Below are 6,127 nucleotides of genomic sequence, written 5' to 3' on the forward strand. Positions count from 1 at the left end.
CAAAATACTAAGGTTAACAGAGGGGATCTATTAAATAAGGTTTCTTCAGGAATCGAATTGTTAACGAATCAAGAAAATTCTAAGGAATTATTCCAATTAAAAAAATTAGCTTACAAAATACAAAATAAAGAAAGTTATTATGTTTTTTGTGGACATTTTTCAGCTGGTAAGTCTTCATTGTTAAATGATTTATTACAAGTTGAAAAACTTCCTACAAGCCCAATTCCAACAAGTGCAAATGTCGTAAAATTGAAAAATGGTCAGAATGATTTATTAATTACGTTAAAAAATGGCGACATGTATCAAATTGAAGATGAAATTGAAGTTGAAGATTTAAAGAAGCTTGCTAAAGATAGCTCTTCAATTATTGAATTAGAATGGAGCCAAGAATCATTTAAGATTCCTGAAGGAGTAGTATTAATTGATACACCAGGGATTGATTCTACAGATGTGGACCATTTAGAAGCAACAAATTCTGTCATACATTTAGCGGATTGTATTTTTTATTTAATGGATTATCAACACGTGCATTCAAAAACAAATATTGATTTTATTCATTCGTTAATTGAAAAAAATGATCGAGTTTGCTTAGTCATTACTTGTATTGATAAACATGATGAAACTGAATTAACTTTTGATGCATTTAAGGATGGCGTCATTAGCAATTTAAAGAAACAAGGTTTAGAAAAATTAACAATTTTTTATTTATCTACGAGAGACAAATCAGTACAAAATAATGAATATCAATCTTTTATTGGTTTTCTGAACAAATTATATAATCAGCAAGAAACCATGCAAATTGAGCATGATTCTACAAGTTTTAAGACCATAATGAAAGAACAAATGCAACATCTTGAAAATGAACAAATCGAATTGGATGAAAATTTTCCACAATATAAGGAAGAATACAATGAGATATTGACTGAAATATCTGTATTAAACAATGTAAAAGTTCAATTTGAAGAAGATTGTTCACAAACAACTCAACAAGTATTAACAAATTCAAACATTACGCCCTTTGAAATGAGGGACTTAGCTTCAAACTATCTTGAATCAGAAATCGCTTTATTAAATAAAGGTTTTTTCCAATCACGTAAAAAACTTGAAATAGCTTCTGAAAATGCAAAACAATTATTTTTAAGTAAAGTGAAAGAGCTTACAGAAAAACAAATTGAATATTTTATTAAAGAAGCAGCTAAATCTGCTGTAAATCGTATTGAAGAGATTAGCGTTGATCTAAATAATCATGATCATATTCTAGAGCCAAAACTTAATGATTTGACGCTCTGCCCAAAGCCGACTCAATTAATTAATAATAGTGGTAACTACTTATTACAATATACGAAAGAAGTCAGTGATGGAATTAAAGCGGTCTATCGTAAAGCGATTAATGAATACATTCAGTCAGTATTGATAGAACTAGCTAGTCAAAGCGAAAAACGTCTAAAGGAACTAAATAGTAAGAAAGATGAGATGGGTCAAAAAGTCAGAGAATTAGAAACAATTGATTTGAAGAATCATCAACTCATCCAATCTATTCAAGATATAAAAGAGATTTTAGAACAGAATCAAGTTCAATCAGGTAATGTATCAAATATTTTACCGATTCGTATGTCAGTAAGTGAATTAATTAAGAAAGACATATTAAAAGATGAGATTCAGATCGAAGTGGAAAATGAAGAAAGCTCTGATACGAATAAAATTGATGCAGTTAAATATACAAATGAAGAAATTCAATCAAAGTATGAAGTTGCTGATCTTTTACTTAGTAAGCTTGCTGAAAATAAATATATTAAAAGTAAAATTGATGTGTTAATCGAAAAAAGAAATCAGATTAAATCAAATGAATATACAATTGCACTATTCGGTGCATTCAGCTCTGGTAAAACGTCATATATTAATACTTTACTGGGAAATCGTGTACTACCAGTATCTCCGCATCCAACAACAGCGGCCATATGTAAAATAAAAAAATCAACAGCAGATTCTGCTAATAAGACGGCAGAAGTTACGTATAAATCATTTGAAACATTACAGGAAGAGTTTCTTGATTTTTTCAAAAAATGGGGAATTGACAGTAATGGTAAAGAATGGATTCAAACGCTAAAAATAGTCATTACAAAACAAAAAGAAAAAGTTCCAACTGATGCACTCATCTATGCAGAAAGTGTTTGTCATAACTATGAGGAAATGAGTCATTTATTAGGTACGACAAAAACATATCATTTAGATGATTACGTTCGAGTGATTAGTGAGGAAGTTAGAGCTTGTTTTGTAAAAGAAAGTACTGTTTATTATGATTGTGAATTGACACTAAATGGAATTGTATTAGTTGATACACCTGGTGGAAACAGTATCCACTCACGTCATACGGAGCTTGCTTTTGATTACTTGAAAAAAGCTGATTTAATTTTATATGTAGCTCATTACCAACACGCATTTACAAGACAAGACGAGTCATTCTTAATGCAAATAGGACGTATGAGAGAAAGCTTCGACAGCGATAAAGTATATTTTGTATTAAATGCCTCAGATTTAGCGAAGGATGCAGATGAAATTACAATCGTTCAAAACTTCTTTATTAATCAGTTAACGAAGCTAGGGGTTCGTTTCCCTTCAGTGTTTCCAGTATCAAGTATGCTTCAAATGAAAGGCTACAACACTTCACCAATTGGTTTGGATCTTGAAGCAAATTATAGAAAACTTAATGATAAAATTCAAAACTATTTCCAATATGAAATTGCGAATGAAGTGTTTAAAACTTTTATGAATGATCTGTTGGTGATTGAGAAAATTCTAATTGATACGATAAAACGTATTGAAAGAATAAAGGTTGAAAAGGAACAATTTTTATCAGAACTTAACATCATTCGAAATCAAGTTCACACAATTAGTAAAAATGCACTTCCTTCCACATTACCAAGGTCATTTGAAAAGGAAAATGAGCAATTATTATTTTTCATAGAAAAGCGGATTGAATATCGTATGAGAGATTTATTCCCATATTTCTTTAATCCAAGCATTTTCAATCATTCAACGAAAAACAGTAAGCAATTAGTCATTACTAAAATTCGAGAATTTATCTATGAAGTTTTAGAAGAAATTATGAAAGAACTGAGAATTACAGGATATCGTTTAGAGAAGTTCTTAATGAATGAAATCAACATGTCTCAGAATCGTTTAATTGAAGAAATTCATTCAGTTCAAACAGAATTTATTTTACAAAAAAATGAGACACCTGATTTAGAAACAATTCAACTTGAGAAGCCAGATCAATTCTTTAATGTAGACAGCTTCGAAAATTTAAAGTCATACTATAAAAATCCGAAAAGCTTTTTTGTTGAAAATATGAAGGAAAATATGATTGATGAGTGTATATCGCAATTAAAAATACCATTAAAGTCCTACCTTACAAGCATGGAGCAAATCTTTATCAATCATTATCAAGGTCAATATGTTGATACACTTTCATCATTATTTAATAAATGTGAGCAACAAGTTGAAAGTGATATTGAACAATCAATTGAAGCTACAAATAACTTAGATGAAAATGTCGTCCAAGAAGATGTTTTAAAATTGTTTAAAAATCTGATTTAAATAAAGGTGGCCAAAAACATTGAAATATATGATTGATACGAATCTGGCAAATACATTACGTTACCATCCAAATGTTGTTTTTTTAGATTGTCGATTTCAATTAGCTGACTCAAGCTATGGCTACAACGCTTATGTGAAAGGTCATATTCCACATGCTAGATTTGTTGATTTGAAAAATGATTTATCTAGTGAAGTCCAAAAACATGGTGGAAGACATCCTTTACCAGACGTAAATGACTTTAGTCAATTATTAGGTAAATTAGGAATAGATCAAAATACAATTGTAATTTGTTATGATGACGGATTCTTAGATAACGCTGCTAGATGTTGGTTTTTATGTCGCCTAGTTGGACATCAATTTGCATTTGTATTAAATGGTGGATATAAAGAATGGGTCGAAAATGGATTTGTTGTGACAGACGAAATTGATATTGTTACACCAAAAAAATTTGAGGCTAATATAAACGATCAAATGGTTAGTTTCATTTCTGATGTGAAAGAAAAGCAATGTAATGATAACGTAAACTTAATTGATTCTAGAGAATATATTCGCTATAAAGGTTACGTTGAACCAATTGATCGGATTGCCGGACATATTCCTGGAGCGAAGCATTCATTTTGGAAAGATGTTTTAAATGAAAATGGACGAATCAAATCTAAAGAAGAGTTACAGAATCATTATAAACAATTTTCAAAAGACAAAGAATCAATCGTATATTGTGGCTCGGGCGTGACTGGTTGTGTAAATTATTTAGGTTTAATTGAAGCAGAATATCCAAATGTAAAGCTCTATGCAGGCAGTTTTAGTGATTGGATTTCATACGAAGAAAATGTCGTGAATAAGGTCGATTTATAAGTTGCAAAATAATAAAGTATAGTATAGAATAAGGATACAAATTAATTAAAAACCCTGCTGTGTGCGTTGTCAGTTTATGTCTTAAACCAATGAGAGTAGACAGGAAGACCGATATTTAAGTAACAACATCGTGCCTATTATAGGAGGATGAAAGTTACTTGTGAGGACATCCACCTTAGAGTTTCGGTTTACTTAGACATAAAAGGAATAACGGCATTTGCGGGAAAAAAAACCATTCACATTTTGTGAATGGTTTTTTCATCTTTATATTGTTCTTGTTTATTTTTTTTCAATTTTAGCTGTGTTAAAATGATTGAAGCTAAAATGAGGACACAACCTATTAAGCCGATCTCTGTTAGTCTCTCGCCACCATAATAATATCCTGCAATTGCAGCAAAAACTGGTTCAGTTGCGAGTATAATACCAACTTCAGTTGCACTGATTGTTCTTTGAGCAAACATTTGAATAAAAAAAGCAAGTGCTGTACAAAACAATGCGGTAAACAATATTGAGAAAATAAAGAATTTATTAGTCCATAACTCTTGGTTAAATATAACTTGCCAATCTTCAAATACTAATGCAAATGTCCAAGAGGCAAGCCCTACAAATGCAATTTGAATGGTAGTTAATTTTAGTGAATTATAACTTGGAGCATAAATGGTAGAATAAATAATATGAAGTGCAAATGCAATGGCGCTAAAGAATGTAATAAAATCACCAAAATTAAAATGAGAAGTATTATTTGTAATCGTAATTAAGAGTAAGCCACATAAAGCGATAATAGCACTAATTGTTTCGGGCATTGTTGGTTTTTTATTATATTTAAAAAACAGAAGGAGTGGTACGACTACTACACTGATCCCAACGATAAAGCCAGCATTTGAGATCGTCGTATGTTGTAAACCATAAGTTTGAAAAACATAACCGAGGAATAAAAATAATCCTATTAATATACCTGGAAAAACATATCCAGCTTTTTCATGAAACCTTTTGTCTCTTTTTCTTTCAGATAAGGTTTGAACAAAAAATAGAACAATTGCAGCAACGATAAAACGGATTGCATTAAATGTAAATGGTTGTACAATAGTTAGAGATTCTTTGACAATAAAAAAGGAAGAGCCCCAAAAGAAGGAAACAATTAATAATGAGGTAAAAGCAATCATTTTATTTTTCATAAAAAACATCCCTTTTTATTTAATGGCTTTTCGAGCAAGCTCATCAGCAACTTTATTTAAGTTTGACGGAATCCATTTAATGAAGAACAAATCGAGTTGATTAATTAACAGTAGCGATTTTTCTAATAAGGGAATAAATATTTCATTTTTTGAATATTCCTTATCAATACTCTGTTCAACAATTTTAGAGTCAGTTCGAAAGGAAACCATTGTTAGATCATTTTTAACACAATATTCAAGTGCAATCAGTAAAGCATGGAATTCTGCTTCATGATTTGACATTGATTCTAATGGAACACTTAAAAAGACAGGTTCTTTGATCCCTTTAATAAAAACGCCTGCACCAGATGGGCCAGGATTTCCTTTGGAAGCCCCGTCAATATAGACTTCAATCATAGTTAACCTCCGGAGTTTTATATCATCATTTTAGTATATATTCAAATAAATGAAAACTTAAAACGATTCAAGAAAAAAAGATAGTTCAAATTATCTAATATTT

4 protein-coding genes and 1 other RNA gene are annotated in these 6,127 nt (G+C 30.3%); 3 read left to right on the plus strand and 2 right to left on the minus strand.

Annotation, left to right across the window (positions count from 1 at the left end; genetic code table 11):
• The 3 genes from V7056_RS19115 to ssrS all read left to right on the plus strand — a co-directional run.
• On the plus strand, positions 1 to 3,597 hold a 3,597-nt coding region (locus tag V7056_RS19115; protein WP_499703983.1), incomplete at its 5' end, for a dynamin family protein.
• Positions 3,598 to 3,625: 28 nt separating this feature from the next.
• Positions 3,626 to 4,453: a sulfurtransferase gene (locus tag V7056_RS19120; protein ID WP_499703986.1), complete on the plus strand. Its 828-nt coding sequence runs from the start codon at positions 3,626 to 3,628 to the stop codon at positions 4,451 to 4,453.
• Positions 4,454 to 4,501: 48 nt separating this feature from the next.
• A non-coding RNA gene (ssrS, locus tag V7056_RS19125) (6S RNA) lies at positions 4,502 to 4,683 on the plus strand.
• 6 nt (positions 4,684 to 4,689) lie between these two features.
• On the opposite strand, the gene V7056_RS19130 is transcribed toward ssrS, so the two are convergent.
• Together V7056_RS19130 and V7056_RS19135 are read right to left on the minus strand one after the other, a co-directional pair.
• Entirely contained in the window at positions 4,690 to 5,628 is a 939-nt protein-coding gene (locus V7056_RS19130) for a DMT family transporter (protein ID WP_499703984.1), read from the minus strand.
• Between the two features lie 15 nt (positions 5,629 to 5,643).
• Positions 5,644 to 6,024, minus strand: coding sequence for a reverse transcriptase-like protein (locus V7056_RS19135; protein WP_499703985.1), 381 nt, complete (start codon positions 6,022 to 6,024; stop codon positions 5,644 to 5,646).
• Positions 6,025 to 6,127: the final 103 nt, after the last annotated feature.

It is taken from the genome of Bacillus sp. JJ664 (genome assembly GCF_036962205.1).
In the GTDB taxonomy this organism is placed as follows: domain Bacteria; phylum Bacillota; class Bacilli; order Bacillales; family Bacillaceae_G; genus Gottfriedia.